This window comes from Pseudomonas sp. ZL2, assembly GCF_054788455.1.
In genome coordinates this window covers 329194-342154 of the sequence record NZ_JBGOGX010000004.1, presented here as the reverse complement: position 1 = coordinate 342154, position 12961 = coordinate 329194, and the positions used below count along the sequence as shown (strand labels likewise).

13 protein-coding genes are annotated in these 12961 nt (G+C 66.1%); 1 reads left to right on the top strand and 12 read right to left on the bottom strand.

Translation table 11 applies throughout. The features are described from left to right. Positions 1-11: 11 nt before the first annotated feature. Genes gspN through ABM562_RS07470 form a run of 12 tightly spaced genes read right to left on the bottom strand, consistent with a single transcriptional unit; the run spans position 12 to position 10652 of the window. Positions 12-659, bottom strand: coding sequence for a type II secretion system protein N (gene gspN, locus ABM562_RS07525; protein ID WP_460421310.1), 648 nt, complete (start codon positions 657-659; stop codon positions 12-14). After that, positions 656-1042 (bottom strand): type II secretion system protein GspM, encoded by a 387-nt coding sequence (gene gspM / locus ABM562_RS07520; RefSeq protein WP_115088470.1) that lies wholly within the window; start codon positions 1040-1042, stop codon positions 656-658. The genes gspN and gspM overlap by 4 nt, the downstream gene beginning before the upstream one ends. Then, entirely contained in the window at positions 1039-2148 is a 1110-nt protein-coding gene (locus ABM562_RS07515; protein WP_460421308.1) for a GspL/Epsl periplasmic domain-containing protein, read from the bottom strand. The genes gspM and ABM562_RS07515 overlap by 4 nt, the downstream gene beginning before the upstream one ends. Further along, positions 2148-2735, bottom strand: coding sequence for a prepilin-type N-terminal cleavage/methylation domain-containing protein (locus tag ABM562_RS07510; protein ID WP_134064086.1), 588 nt, complete (start codon positions 2733-2735; stop codon positions 2148-2150). The genes ABM562_RS07515 and ABM562_RS07510 overlap by 1 nt, the downstream gene beginning before the upstream one ends. After that, a complete protein-coding gene (locus ABM562_RS07505) occupies positions 2732-3100 on the bottom strand; it encodes a type II secretion system protein GspI (protein ID WP_115088473.1) in 369 nt (122 codons plus the stop codon). Before ABM562_RS07505 ends, ABM562_RS07510 begins: the two co-directional genes overlap by 4 nt. Further along, positions 3097-3531, bottom strand: coding sequence for a prepilin-type N-terminal cleavage/methylation domain-containing protein (locus ABM562_RS07500; RefSeq protein WP_115088474.1), 435 nt, complete (start codon positions 3529-3531; stop codon positions 3097-3099). Before ABM562_RS07500 ends, ABM562_RS07505 begins: the two co-directional genes overlap by 4 nt. A gap of 2 nt (positions 3532-3533) precedes the next feature. Beyond that, on the bottom strand, positions 3534-3968 hold the full coding sequence (gene gspG, locus ABM562_RS07495; RefSeq protein WP_115088475.1) for a type II secretion system major pseudopilin GspG: 435 nt from the start codon (positions 3966-3968) through the stop codon (positions 3534-3536). A 14-nt stretch (positions 3969-3982) separates the two neighbouring features. Next, a complete protein-coding gene (gene gspF, locus ABM562_RS07490) occupies positions 3983-5185 on the bottom strand; it encodes a type II secretion system inner membrane protein GspF (protein WP_460421305.1) in 1203 nt (400 codons plus the stop codon). Positions 5186-5188: 3 nt separating this feature from the next. Continuing rightward, positions 5189-6637: a GspE/PulE family protein gene (locus ABM562_RS07485; RefSeq protein ID WP_115088522.1), complete on the bottom strand. Its 1449-nt coding sequence runs from the start codon at positions 6635-6637 to the stop codon at positions 5189-5191. Positions 6638-6642: 5 nt separating this feature from the next. Next, the gene (gene gspD, locus ABM562_RS07480) at positions 6643-8595 is read right to left on the bottom strand and encodes a type II secretion system secretin GspD (protein WP_460421303.1); all 1953 of its coding nucleotides are present in this window, start codon (positions 8593-8595) and stop codon (positions 6643-6645) included. 3 nt (positions 8596-8598) lie between these two features. Continuing rightward, positions 8599-9024: a pilus assembly protein PilZ gene (locus tag ABM562_RS07475; RefSeq protein ID WP_115088477.1), complete on the bottom strand. Its 426-nt coding sequence runs from the start codon at positions 9022-9024 to the stop codon at positions 8599-8601. After that, positions 9021-10652, bottom strand: a complete 1632-nt coding sequence (locus ABM562_RS07470) for a bifunctional UDP-sugar hydrolase/5'-nucleotidase (RefSeq protein WP_460421301.1) — start codon at positions 10650-10652, stop codon at positions 9021-9023. Before ABM562_RS07470 ends, ABM562_RS07475 begins: the two co-directional genes overlap by 4 nt. 237 nt (positions 10653-10889) lie before the next feature. Between ABM562_RS07470 and ABM562_RS07465 the strand changes: the two genes are divergently transcribed. Continuing rightward, positions 10890-12938 carry a PhoX family protein gene (locus ABM562_RS07465; RefSeq protein WP_460421299.1) on the top strand — a complete coding sequence of 683 codons (2049 nt, stop codon included), beginning with the start codon at positions 10890-10892 and terminating at the stop codon, positions 12936-12938. The last annotated feature ends 23 nt before the right edge of the window (positions 12939-12961 follow it).

The window sequence follows — 12961 nt, the reverse complement described above, 5'->3', positions numbered from 1 at the left end:
CCGCCTGCCCGTCACCACCTGAGGTTGCGGTTCATGCGGGTTCCATCCGTCTTGAGCCAGCCGGCAGCCAGTAACACCGGGTACAGGGCCGTACCCGGTGTTACCTCCCCTTGCAGATTCCCGCGACGGGCCAGCAGGTCAGCATCCAGCTCACCCTGATGCTGACCCTGCAACTGCAATTGCGCCAACAGGTGCATGCCGGCCGTGCAATCAATCCGCACCCGGGTAGCGCCCAACGGCACTGACCATGGCGCAACCAGCGCCAGGTTGCGACCAGCGATCTCACCCTGGCTGACCCGGCACTGTCGACCGCTCCCCTGCACGTCGATCCGGCCGCTCCACTCGCCCGTCAGGCGATAGGACGAAGGCGTTGTGAGCGTGCGCTGCAACGGCTCGACAGCCGCGCTCCAGTTCCACGGCCAGCCAGCGACCTTGACCTGCCAGCTTTGCCCCTGGAACCCGAGCTCCACCTGCGCCCGCAGACGCCAGGGTTGCCAGTGCCAGGCAACCGGCCCCACCTGCCCCAAGCGTTGCGCCTGGCCTTGCCAGAGGCTGCCGGAAACGCCCTCGGCGGCAACGGGTGCGAGCAGCCACCTGGCCGGCAGCCCGGCCAACACAGTCAGCGAGAACACCAGGCTGAACCAGCCGACGCGCTTCACTGCTGCAGCTCCAGCTCGAAGTTCATGGCGCTCTCGGCTTGCTCCAGCGACCAGCGCAGCGGACGCACGCCTTCGCGCTGCACGGCCAGTAACCAGCGCTGCAAACCTTGCTCATCGACTGCACGGCCCTTTATCTGCCAGCTGTTTTTTTCCGCCAGCACCTCGTTGAGCACGATGCTGTTTGCCTGGGCTGATTGCTGCAGTTGCTCGACACTGAACCGCGCATCGACCTGCAAGCCGGCCGCCGACCGGGCCAGGGCCTGCCACTGCTGGGCGTCCTGCCAGCGGGCCGTGCCTTCACGAATCATCAAGGTGATGAGCAACAACCCTACCGTTACCCAGGCTGCCGGCAACAACCAGCGGCGCTGCATCCACTGACTCATGATGCCGCTCCCAGGTCGAACATCAGTTGCAGGTGATCTTCGCCACCCGCCACTGCAACCTGCACACCGACCTGCTTGGCGATAGCCTCCCAGGTCGCGACCTCTGGCGGCTGATCGCCGCGAAGCCGCAACGTCCAGCGTTGCCCGTCGAAGCCGCTGGCGGTCATGTGCCAGGCGGGCTGCGCTTGCAGCCATTGCTGTAATGCGGCCTGCAATTGCCCGATCTGGCGCAGGCGCAGTTGGCGATCCTCCTCGGCCTGACGCTGACGCTTGAGTACCTGGGCGGCCTGACGAGGTGAAGTGACCGGCCCCGTCACCGCGAGCACTTGCGCTTTGTAGACCTCGTTCTGGCGCCATTGCTGGCTCAGCCACAGGCCGCACCAGAGCAGGCCCAACAGCGCGCACGCGGCGATCAGTCGCCAGTGCCCGGGGGCCATGGGAAGCCGCAGCCGCAGCTGACGCGAAGGGCGCAAATCAAACAGGCTGGGCAACCGCTCCAGCATGGCCAGTCGAGGTGGCCAGGCCCCCTCAAACGCTTCGCTTTGCAGGCCCGGCCATGGCGCCGGCAGGTTCGGCCCGAGCAAGGACGGCCAGGCCAGCCAGTGCTGTCGTGATTGCTCGGTTACGCCCTTGAGCAACAGCAGATCAGGGCTGCGCTGCCAGCGCAGGGCGGTGCCTGCCGGCGTATCCGCCAACAACTGAAACTCGGCCCAGCAACGCTCCACGCTTAGCCCCCAGTCCGCGCACCGGGCCAGCCACTGGCCGAGCAGCGCCTGATCGACGCTGACCAGCTCCAGCTGATTGCCCTGGCGCGAAACACAGCCACATCGGATGGACTCGGCTGGCTGCAGCAAACGCTCTTCGACCAGCAGCGGCCACTCGTCACGTTTGAGCCCCGGTGGCGCCGGAAGCTGAAAATGGCTGCACTGGTTACCCGGCAGAATCAGCACCACGCGAGCGCCGTCAGGGCTGGGAGGCAGCCCCTCCCCGGCTTCGCGCCTGCCGTCTGCCAGGCGCAGCCAGCTCCAGGGCGCTTGCCCCTGGCCCGGTCGCAACAGCAGCCAGTTGCTGCTGCGTGGCGTTTGCCAGCGTTCAAGCCATTTCATCAGGGCGCCTCCGGCAGGGCGAAGGTACAGACATAAGGTGCTCCATCACGCTTGAACTCAAGCCGCACGCCGCGATCCGGGGCGGATCGCTCGGCAGAAGGAAAGGCCAGCCAACGGCCCGATTGAAAAAAGGAGAAACTCGGCGCGGTGACCTGATCGAGCTGATCGCGTTCACGCCATTGCGGTTTACCCACCGCATACAGGTCGGCGGAGGTTTCCAGCAGCAGGCGTTGCCCGCGCGAGTCATAACTCAGGCGCTGGCGCTGCAAGCGCGAACCGCCTTCCGCTTGCGGCCAGGCGCCGCGGGCCACCCATTGCAGTTGCAAGGTGGCGGGTTGCCAGTCCAGCCAGTTGATTGCCAGGGGCAGGCGCTGTTCATAGAGCTGGCGTAACACCGTCGAATCGAAACGCCGCTCCAGGGCCAGGCAAAAATTCAGTACCGGCGAGCCCTGCGCAGGTTGCTGCAAGCGTTCACGCACGCCCACCCAGGCATTGACCAGCGTCGCCAGCAAGATCCCCAGCACGGCGGTCAGGGCCAGGGCCACCAGCAGTTCAAGCAAGGTCAGGCCCTGCTGTCGGCGCTTCATGGGCGCACCAGGAAGATGCGGTACTGGCCGAGGGGATCGCGCCCGTCACGGTCGGCAAACAGGTGCAACTCACCACGGCGCAGGTTGCGTACTCCGGTGGAGGTCAGTTGCAGTTGCCAATGACAGTGGCCATCGCCCTGCTGCAATTGCCCGGCAACGCTGTTCTGCATCGGCCAATAGCGCTCAACGGCGAAACGCGCCTGCAGCTCGCGGGCGCAAAACACGCCCAGGCGGTGTTGCTGCACGCTCTGCTGCACCGCCAGACGCTGGCGCAGCACCTGGCTGGTCATGATTGCCAGGGCTGCGGCAATGCCCAGGGCCACGGTCACCTCCAAAAGGGTGAAACCTCGTTGCGCACGCATCACCGTGGTGCCCTGTGCAGTTGGCCATCACCGCTCCAGTGCCAGCGCTGGGTACCCTCAGGCCAGTGCCAGTTCAAGACAGCACTGCGCGCAACGCCGTAGGCCGAGAACACCAGTCGTGGCTCGTGGCTGGCAGGCCAGTCGGCGTGCAAAGCTGGCGGCCAGTCGCCCAAGGCGACGGTCTCGAGCTGCCAGCGCTCATCGACCCGACGGACAAATTCGGGACGGCTGCCATTCCAGCGCAAGCCACGAATCTCCCCGCCATGCAGCGCCAGCTCCGCCTGCTGGCGGCTGGCGCTGGCAAGGCGCTCAAGAGCCTGCTGCATCGGCGCCTTGCCACTGTCGAGCCAGGCAATACTCAGGGTACTCATCAGCCCGGCGATCAGCAGCACCACGAGCATCTCCAGCAGGGTAAAACCACGCTCGCCGCGCATGCCTAGAGTTCCCAGTTACCCAGATCGGCATCGATGCCTTCACCGCCCTCGACGCCATCGGCGCCCAGCGAGTAAATATCGATGCGTCCGTGCTGCCCGGGGGCACGGTACTGATACGCCGTGCCCCACGGGTCTTGCGGCAGGCGGCGGATATAACCGTCGGCGCGCCAGGCCCGAGGCTGTGGTTCTACCGTCGGTTTGCTGACCAGCGCCGACAGGCCCTGCTCGGCCGACGGGAAGCGCAGGTTGTCGAGGCGATACATGTCCAGCGCCTGTTCCAGGGTCGACAGGTCGGCCATGACCTTCTGCTTCATGGCCTTGTCCTGGCTGCCGAGCACACTGGGTGCGACCACGGCGATCAACAGGCCGATGATGAAGATCACCACCATGATTTCCATCAGGGTAAAACCGCGCTGACGCGCGCGTGGGCTGTGCATGGTCTTGCTCCTTTTCAAAGTGTCAGGCCCTGGTTGAGCTGCATGATCGGCAACAGCACGGCGAGGACGATAAACAGCACCACCGCGCCCATCACCAGGATCATCAGCGGCTCGAACAAGGCCATGGCGCTGTCCACCTGGCGGGCGAAGCCGCGCTCCTGGTTGTCGGCGACCCGTTCGAGCATGTCCGGCAGAGTGCCGCTGGCCTCGCCGCTGGCGACCATGTTGAGCAGCAACGGCGGGAAGTGGCCGCTGGCATCCAGCGCCCGGTGCAGGCTGACTCCGCCCTGCACGTCAGTGCCGACCCGTTGCAGGGCCAGGTGAATACGCCGGTTGTTGACCGTGGCCGTCGCCACTTGCAGGGCCTCAAGCAACGGCACGCCGCTGCCGGCCAGAATCGCCAGGCTGCGCGACAGGCGTGCGCTCTCCAGCACCGCCAGCAGGTTGCCGATCCGTGGCAGGCGCAGCAGCAGGTCGTCGCGGCGCAAACACCAGTGCGGGCGGCGCAGCAACCAGGCGCCGAGCAGTGCCGCCAGCCCCCCGCCGAGCAGCAACCAAGGGCCGACCAGTACCAGCAGGTCGCTGATGCCGATCAGCAGCGAAGTGATCCACGGCAGATTCTGTCCGGAGTGAGCAAACTGTTCAGTGAGTTTGGGCACCACGAAGGTCATCAGGCCGACCACCACCGCCAACGACACGCCCATCAGCACGCAGGGATAGATCAGCGCCGTACGCGCCTTGTGCTGCTGGCGCTGGACCTGTTCCAGGTGTTCGGCCAGCCGCTCCAGCACCTGGGCCAGGCGCCCGGAACGCTCGCCGGCCTCAACCAGTGCGCAATACAAGCCGGAGAACAAGCCACCCTGGCGCGCCAGGCTGCGGGCCAGGCTCAAGCCTTCGGCGAGCGAACCGCGCACCGCCACCAGCAGGTTGCGCAACGCCGGTTCCACCAGTTGCCGTTCCAGGGTCGCCAGGGCATCCACCAGGGGAATGCCGGCGCCGGTCAGGGTTGCCAGTTGCCGGGTCAGTTCGCACAACTGGGCGCGGTTGACCCGTTGCCGGCGCGGCAGAGCATTGCTGGCGTCATGGCGTTGCAACTGCCGGGTGAACAGCCCCTGCTCACGCAGCAACTGGCGGGCATGGCGCTCGCTGTCGGCCTGGATACTGGCCTTGCGCGCCCGCCCGTTGAGGTCTACCGCCTGATAGCGAAAGGTCGGCATGGCTCAGCCCTGCACCGCGCGCAGCACTTCGGCCAGGCTGGTATCGCCCCGGCGCAGGCACTCGCTGGCCATGCCGGCCAGGCTCTGCCGACGCCCGGCCAGGTATTCCTGCATGGCCACTTCGCTGGCGCCGTCGTAAAGCAAGGCAATCAGCCCGGCGTCCAGTTCGATGAACTCGTAAAGGCCGAGCCGGCCACGATAGCCGGTGCCCTGGCACTGCTCGCAACCGACGGCATGAAATGTCTCACTCAACTCGGCCAACTCCGGCCACAGGTGCCGCTCGGCCGCCTGCAAGGGTTGTGGCCGGGCACAGCGGCACAGACGCCGCACCAGGCGCTGGGCCATGACCCCGCGCAGGCACGAGGCAATCAGGAACGGTTCGATACCCATGTCACGCAGACGTGTCACCGCGCCCACGGCGCTGTTGGTGTGCAGGGTCGAGAGCACCAGGTGGCCGGTGAGGCTGGCCTGCACGGCGATCTGCGCGGTTTCGCGGTCGCGGATCTCGCCGAGCATGATCACGTCCGGGTCCTGCCGCAGGATCGCCCGCAGGCCGGTGGCGAACGTCAACCCGGCGCGCGGATTGATTGCGGTCTGGCCGATGCCGGCGATGGCGTACTCGACCGGGTCCTCGACGGTGAGGATATTACGGCTGCCGTCGTTGAGGCTGTTGAGGCTGGCATAGAGGGTGGTGGTCTTGCCCGAGCCGGTCGGCCCGGTGCTCAGGACGATGCCGTTGGGCCGCGCCAGGCAAGCGCGCAAGCCCTGCTCCACGGCCACCGGCATGCCGAGGTTGGTCAGCGCCAGCAGGCTGGCCTGCTTGTCGAGCACGCGCATCACCACCCGCTCGCCGTGAATGCCCGGCAGGGTCGAAACCCGCACGTCCACTTCACGCCCAGCCGAGCGCAGGGTGATGCGGCCGTCCTGGGGTTGGCGCTTCTCGGCGATGTCCAGCCGGGCCATGACCTTGATCCGCGACACCAGCATCGCCGATAGCGCTCGCGGTGGGCGCAGCACTTCGCGCAAATGGCCGTCGACGCGCAGGCGCACCACCAGGCTCTGCTCGAAGGTCTCGATATGAATGTCCGATGCCTGCAAGCGCAGGGCCTGGGCGAACAGGCCGTTGATCAGGCGGATCACCGGCGCTTCGTCATCGCTCTCCAGTAGGTCTTCGATGCGCGGCATTTCGCTCATCAGGCCGTCGAGGTCGACCTGCTCGCCGATGCCTTCGATCAGCGCTGCGGTGGCGCCTTCGCCGGCCTGGTACAGCTGCCCCAGCTGGCTGTCGAAACTGGCGCTGTCGAGGTGGCAGACCTCATCCGGTTGGCCCTGCACGCGCAGCAGTTCCTGCAATTGATCGCTGTCGGCATCACTGCGCAGCCACAGGCTCCAGCCCGTCGCCGACGGCGCCACGGCAAGGCCGGCCTGGCGGGCCAGGCGATAGGGCAACAGCTCCATCACCAGACGCCCTCGTCCAGGCGCTGGCGGCTGGCCGGGAAGGCTTGCAACAGCTTGCCGTCGTCGCTGATGGCCGGCAGTTTCAGCGCGGTTTCCTGCTGCAGGTTGCGGTACTTCTCGGTGCTCAGGCTGGCCAGGCTCGGGCCGTCACGCAGGATCCGCGGGCGAATGAACACCATCAGGTTCTGCTTCACCCCCTGGTGGCCGGAGGAACTGAACAGCCGCCCCAGCCAGGGAATATCACCGAGCAGCGGCACCTTCTGATTGCTCGAAGTGACCTCGTCGCTGATCAGGCCACCGAGGATCACCAGGCCGTTATCCTCGACCATGACCTTGGTCTTGATCTCGCGCTTGTTGGTGATCACGTCGCTGGCCGAGGCGTTGTCGGCAATCGACGAGACCTCCTGGACGATGTCCAGGCGCACGGTATTGTCGATGTTGATCTGCGGCTTGATGCGCAGCTTGACCCCGACTTCCTTGCGCTCGATGGTCTGGTAGGGGTTGGTGTTGTCCTGGGTCACGGAGCCGGTGACGAAGGGCACTTCCTGGCCGACCAGGATCGACGCTTCGGCGTTGTCCAGGGTCAGCAAGGTCGGCGTCGACAGCAGGTTGAAGCCGCTTTTGCTTTTCAGCGCATTGACCAGCACGGCGAAGTTGAAGCCGCCGCCGAAGTTGCCAAAGCCTGCGGTCAGGCCGTTGGTGCCGGAAAGCAGCTTGGCCAGCGCGGCGTTGTCCTTGCCCGCCGCCGCCCCGGCAATGGCGGCGATGCTGGGGCCGCTGCTGCCGAAGTTGACCGTGCCGGCACCGAACTTCTCATCGGCAAACAGCCACTGCACGCCCAGCTCTTCGGCGCGCGAATCCGACACTTCGGCAATGATCGCCTCGACCACCACCTGCGCGCGGCGCACATCCAGTTGCTCGACAATGTTGCGATAGGCTGCCAGCTCGCTGTCGGGGCCGACCATGACCACGGCGTTGGTGCCTTCTTCATATTCCAGGCGGATCCCCGAGCTGCTGACCGGAGTCGGCGCCTTGTCATCCTTGCTGCCTTCGCCGGTGCCGGCCGGCAGCGTGTCCTGGCTGAGGCTGCGCAGCACCTTGACGACTTCACTGGCATTGGCATGGCGCAGGTAGATCACCTGGGTGTTGGAGCTGCGCAGGTTCTCGCCAGGGCGATCCAGTTGCGCCAGCAAGGCCCGCACCCGCTCACGGCTGTCGGCACTGCCGCGCACCAGCAGGGCATTGCTGCGCGGGTCGGCCACCACCTGGGCGCTGTCGGCGCCCTGCTCGCGGGCCAGCAACTGACTGATCAACTTGCTGGTGTCGTTGGCACTGGCATGTTGCAGCGGCATCACCTGCATCGGCTCGTCACTGACCTGATCCAGTTGCAGCAGCAGGCTGTCGATGCGCTCCAGGTTGCTGCGCCAGTCGGTGATCACCAGCAGGTTCGCCGCCGGATACGGAGTGATCACCCCGACCCGTGGATCAATCAGCGGCTTGAGGATCCCCAGCAGCTGTTCGCTGGCAGCGTTGCGCACATTGAACACGCGGGTGGCGACACCGTCACTGCCTTGTGCCGATTTGCCCGCTGTCTCCACCGGCACCGGCTCAAGACGCGCGGCCTGGTCGGGGACGATCTTGACGCTGCCGTTGGGCAGGTCGACGGCAGCAAAGCCCTGGGCGCGCAGTTGGGCCAGGAAGATGTCGTAGATCGCTTCGCTGTCGTGACGGTCGACGGTGCGCACGGTGACCTTGCCCTTGACCCGTGGATCGACGATGAAGGTAGTGCCGGTGATCTGCGAGACGCTGTCGATGAACTCGCTCAGTTCGGTATCGACGAAATTGACTTCGTACAACGGCGTCTCGTTGTCATCCAGCGCCACCGGCTCTTCGGCCCAGGCCAGGTTGAGGCCCAGGCTCAGCACGCTGGCCAGGCAGAGTCTTGCGATCATCATTCATCCTTGGCGCTTGAAGCCGGTCACGGCAGGCCGTGGCGGCCAGGGCAGGCGTTCGCGCCGCCCCTGGTTGTCGAAAATCAGGCCCTGGTCATCGATGCTCTCGAGCACGATGCCCGGGGCCAGGCGCTGGCCACGGCGCAAGCTGCGCGTGACCTGGCCGTAGCGCAGCACCACCACCGTGGCGCTGACCGGCACGGCCCTGAGGCCGCCCAGGTACTGCAGCGGTAAACGGGTCAGCGGCACAGCGCCGCTGTCGACCTGGGCCTGCCAGTGGCCAAGCATCAGGCCCGGCATGGGCGCAACGTCCTGCACCTGAGCCACGGCCGGCAGCGGCGCACGGCTGAGCTGCAGCACGCACTGGGCGGCGAGCCAGGCGGCCAGGCTCAGCAGCGCGGCGCTGAACAGGCGCGCACTACCGATCACGCGTTCAGCTCACGGGGGTGCCAGCCGGGGTGACCCTGGACATAGCGCAACTGCGGCAACTGCAACGCCGGCAGTTGCCAGTCGGCAGGCTGCTGCGCCAGCCAGGCTTCGACCCGTTGCCACAGCGGCTCGCCGCTGCTGGAGGCGTACTGCAAACCAAAGGTGCGGCACTGTCCCTGGGTTTCACTGAAGCCGGAGACGCGCTTGCCGTTCGGGCTGTAGCTGAGTTGCCAGGGCTGGCCCAGCCAGCGCGGCAGGTCCTGGCTGTTGTCGAGCAACAGCGGGTCGCCGAACAACTGCTCAGCGGCGTTTTCCAGCACCTGCTCGACTTGCCGGGCGGGCGCTTCGACCACCGGTGCCGGGTAACTGCCGGTCAGGCTGATCAGGTGTTCGCGGGTGATGGCCTGGCCGGCGGCCAGGGGGCTGTCATAACGCAGACCCGGGAGCAACACCGGGTAGCCGCTGTCGGCTGCCAGGGCCTGATGCAGCAGACGGTCCCAGCTGCCGCCGCGGGTATCGCGGCGCCATAGCGCCTGCGGTGCACGGGCCAGGGGTTGATCGAGCCAGGCCGCGTGACCGGCGCGTTGCTGCGCCAACAGCCCACGCAACTGCGCAGCACGGGCCTGGGCAGTGGCTGTCAGGCTGCTGTCGAAGGCGGGATGAAAATCTGCGCTGAACTGCCATTGGCCGGCCGTGCGTTGGCAGCGCACCTGAAAGGCACCGCAGGCGCGATTACCGGCAAACAGCACCGGCACCCGCTTGCCGCTGGCTTGCAGCACGGCAACCGGTTCCGGCCAGAAGTCCTGGCCACGGGCACAGAGCAGCAGGTCGGCATCGCTCAGACGCTCGGCCAGCCACAGGCCGGGGCCGGTGCCGACATCGGCCAGGGCGATCACCAGGTCCGCTTGCCCGCGGGCCTGCTCGAAGGCCGGCAACAGCGACTGGTACCACTGTTTGAGCGAGGCTTTCTGGTCCTGGGCATAGGGGTCGGTGATGCCGACCACGGCGACCCGTACAGCGCCTCGGCGAACCACCATGAAAGGCGCAACACCCAGCGCGGTGGCCTGCTCCGGAGCCAGGCCGGCGCCCAGCACGGTCTTGCCATATTGCCGGTAAAGGCCGGCGCAGCGCTGCGGCCAGAGCACCCGCTCATCGCTGCTGACCCGCACATCGCTGGCCAGCAACTGGCTGCCTTCAACACCACTGCTGCCCTGGGTCAGGTAGGCCAGCCCGCTGCCATTCCAGCCCTGGCCGTTTTCCAGGGTCAGGCAGTTGTCGGCCCCGGCGCGTTGGCGCAGTTGCTCCAGCAAGGCCGCCAACACGGCATAGCCGCCGGTGCGCACGCCATCGGCCAGGCTGGCGTCGAGCAGCGGGTTGAGTTCGGCACGGGCCTGGCGGGCGCTGGCGCCGGTCATCCATGGCGCCTGACCCAGGTGAGTAACCGGTCCCAGGCGCGTGGCCGGGACCACGGGTTTACCCGCCTGGCGGGCGTCGAGGGTGTCGGCGAAATACAGCACATCCAGCGAAGCATCGTTGCCGGCCGACGTCCCGCCCAGGCCAGCACAGGCCGTGAGCAGCGGCGCCACAGCGCCAACGCCAATCCAGTTCAACACTTCCCGTCTGTGCATGTTCAGCCTGTCCCGTCGCCTTCGCGCTTGTTGGTTGTCGGGCCGGGATATTGGGGCGCCTGGATTACAGTTTGATGGCAGTTAATCGACAGCCAGGGCAAAACCTCAGGCAAATCAGGTGGTAACGATTTATTTCCTTCAACGCCTTTTAACAAAACTGCCAATCAATCATCACACTTGCTCACTAAAGTCCCGGTTTCTTTCACGCCGCATCATTGAACAAAAGGAACTGAACTGATGAGTCGAGACACCGGCGACAACCTGAACCGCAACCAAAGTGGCAACCTGCCCATGGACAGCGTTCTGGAGTCTTACCTGAGCCGCCGCAGCGTGGTACGCGGTGGCCTGGGCGCCGCGATCGCGATGATTGCCGGGACTGGCCTGACGGGTTGCTTCGACAGCAGTGACTCGGATGACGACGAACCGGTCGTCGAGCCACCAACCCCGCCGAAACTGAAACTGGGCTTCACCTCCATCCCCGGCTCGCGCACCGACGCCTGCGTGGTCGCCGCCGGATACACAGCCTACGTCCTGGCGCCCTGGGGCACGCCGCTGAACACCAGCGCCAACCCGTGGAAAGCCGACGGCAGCAACACCGCCGCCGACCAGGCCAACTCGGTGGGCATGCACCATGACGGCATGCATTTCTTCCCCATCAACGGCAGCTCCGAAGACGGCCTGCTGGCGATCAACCACGAATACATCGACGCCGACGCCCTGCATCCCAACGGCCCGACCAGCGACAGCAGCGGCAAGCGTCCGGTCGAGGAAGTACGCAAGGAAATCAACGCCCATGGCGCCGGGGTGATCCGCCTGAAGAAAGTCAGCGGCCGCTGGCAGGTGGTCGACAACGACCCGCTCAACCGCCGCTTCACCACCGCCACGGTGATGAACATCGCAGGCCCCCTGCGTGGCAGCGAGCACGTCAAGACGCGTTTCTCGAAGAACGGCACCCAGGCTCGCGGCACCAACAACAATTGCGGCAACGGCTACACCCCGTGGGGCACCTATCTGACCTGCGAAGAGAACTGGCCGGGGATTTTCGTCAACACCAGCACCACCCTGCCGGCCGACCAGAAGCGCATCGGCGTGAGCACCAAGACCGGTAACTACAAGTGGGAAAGCGTGGCGGGCGATCCGACTGAAGTGGATGGCGAATTCAGCCGCTTCAACATCACCCCGAGCGGCGCCAGCGCCAGCGATGACTTTCGCAACGAGGCCAGCACCTACGGCTACATCGTCGAGATCGACCCCTACACGGCCAATACCCTGGCCGTAAAACGCACGGCACTCGGGCGCTTCCGTCACGAAGGCTGCTGCCCGGGCCTGCCGGTGGTGGGCAAGCCGCTGGTCTGGTACATGGGCGACGACTCGAACAACGAGTACCTGTACAAGTTCGTCTCCACCGCGCTGTGGGAAGCGGCCGATGCCAACCCGGTCGACCGCCTGGCCACCGGCAACAAGTACATGGACCAGGGCAAGCTGTATGTCGCCCGCTTCAACGCCGACGGCTCGGGCGTGTGGTTGCTGCTCGACGTCAACACCCCGACCAGCAGCGGCAAGACCCTGGGTTCGATCTATGGCGACCTGCCGGGGATCATCCTCAACACCCGCGGTGCTGCCGACGCCCTGGGCGCAACGCCGATGGACCGCCCGGAATGGACCACGGTCAACCCGCTCAATGGCGACGTGTACCTGACCCTGACCAACAACAGCGCGCGTACCGCTGCCAAGGTCGATGCCGCCAACCCGCGCGGGCCGAACCGCCACGGCCATATCATCCGCTGGCACGACAGCGACGATCAGTTGAGCTTCAGCTGGGACATCTTCGTGTTTGGCGCCAACGCCGCCGGTACTGCCGACATCAACCGCTCGGGCCTGACCGAACTCAACCAGTTCGCCAGCCCCGACGGCATGAGTTTCGATAGCCGCGGCATCCTCTGGTTCCAGACCGACAACGGCGAAAAAACCCTGACCGACTACACCAACGACCAGATGCTGGCGGTGATTCCTACCGACCTGGTAGATGCCGCTGGCAAGCAGGTGCCGGTCAATGCCAAGAACCAGGTCGACCTGCGCCGCTTCTTCGTCGGCCCCAACGGCTGCGAAGTCACCGGCATTGCGTTCACGCCGGACAACAAGTCGATCTTCGTCAACATCCAGCACCCGGACAACTGGCCGTCTACCGACGTCGCCACTGCCGTTACCCCGGCCGGCACCAAGGTGCGCCCACGGGCCTCGACCGTGGTGATCCAACGTGCCGATGGCGGTGAAATCGGCGTGTAACCCAAGCGGCGCTCGCCGCAGCC

Coding starts and splice junctions, on each gene's coding strand:
- gspG (WP_115088475.1), bottom strand. CDS start 3,968: ATGCACAGCCCACGCGCGCGTCAGCGCGGTTTTACCCTGATGGAAATC.
- ABM562_RS07500 (WP_115088474.1), bottom strand. CDS start 3,531: ATGCGCGGCGAGCGTGGTTTTACCCTGCTGGAGATGCTCGTGGTGCTG.
- gspD (WP_460421303.1), bottom strand. CDS start 8,595: ATGATCGCAAGACTCTGCCTGGCCAGCGTGCTGAGCCTGGGCCTCAAC.
- gspM (WP_115088470.1), bottom strand. CDS start 1,042: ATGAGTCAGTGGATGCAGCGCCGCTGGTTGTTGCCGGCAGCCTGGGTA.
- ABM562_RS07515 (WP_460421308.1), bottom strand. CDS start 2,148: ATGAAATGGCTTGAACGCTGGCAAACGCCACGCAGCAGCAACTGGCTG.
- ABM562_RS07465 (WP_460421299.1), top strand. CDS start 10,890: ATGAGTCGAGACACCGGCGACAACCTGAACCGCAACCAAAGTGGCAAC.
- ABM562_RS07510 (WP_134064086.1), bottom strand. CDS start 2,735: ATGAAGCGCCGACAGCAGGGCCTGACCTTGCTTGAACTGCTGGTGGCC.
- gspF (WP_460421305.1), bottom strand. CDS start 5,185: ATGCCGACCTTTCGCTATCAGGCGGTAGACCTCAACGGGCGGGCGCGC.
- ABM562_RS07470 (WP_460421301.1), bottom strand. CDS start 10,652: ATGCACAGACGGGAAGTGTTGAACTGGATTGGCGTTGGCGCTGTGGCG.